Annotated in this window: 1 protein-coding gene; it reads right to left on the bottom strand. The window is 76.7% G+C overall.

The features are described 5' to 3' along the window. Positions 1-301, bottom strand: a 301-nt coding sequence (locus tag MKL01_RS30030; RefSeq protein WP_243908842.1) for a methyl-accepting chemotaxis protein, incomplete at both ends; no start/stop codon positions are given.

Below are 301 nucleotides of genomic sequence, written 5' to 3'. Positions count from 1 at the left end.
CGCGCCGTGATCGTGCCGATGGCCGAGACCGCCTGGCCGGTCACCCCCTGGATCTGGCCGATCTGCTGGCTGATCTCCTCGGTGGCCTTGGCGCTCTGCGCGGCCCGCTCCTTGACCTCGCCGGCGACGACCGCGAACCCGCCGCCGGCCTCGCCGCCCCGCGCCGCCTCGACGGCGGCGCTGACCGCCAGCCGCTTGGTCTGTCCGCCCACGGCCGCCATCACCCCGACCCCCTCGCCGATCCGCGTCGCCGCCTCGCTCAGGCCCTCCACGAGGTCCTGGACCTGGTCCCCCTCGCCCC

The sequence above is a fragment of the Methylobacterium sp. J-070 genome, assembly GCF_022829385.1.
In the GTDB taxonomy this organism is placed as follows: domain Bacteria; phylum Pseudomonadota; class Alphaproteobacteria; order Rhizobiales; family Beijerinckiaceae; genus Methylobacterium.
The sequence above is the reverse complement of the archived record's forward strand: the minus strand, read 5'-3'. Positions and strand labels throughout refer to the sequence as shown.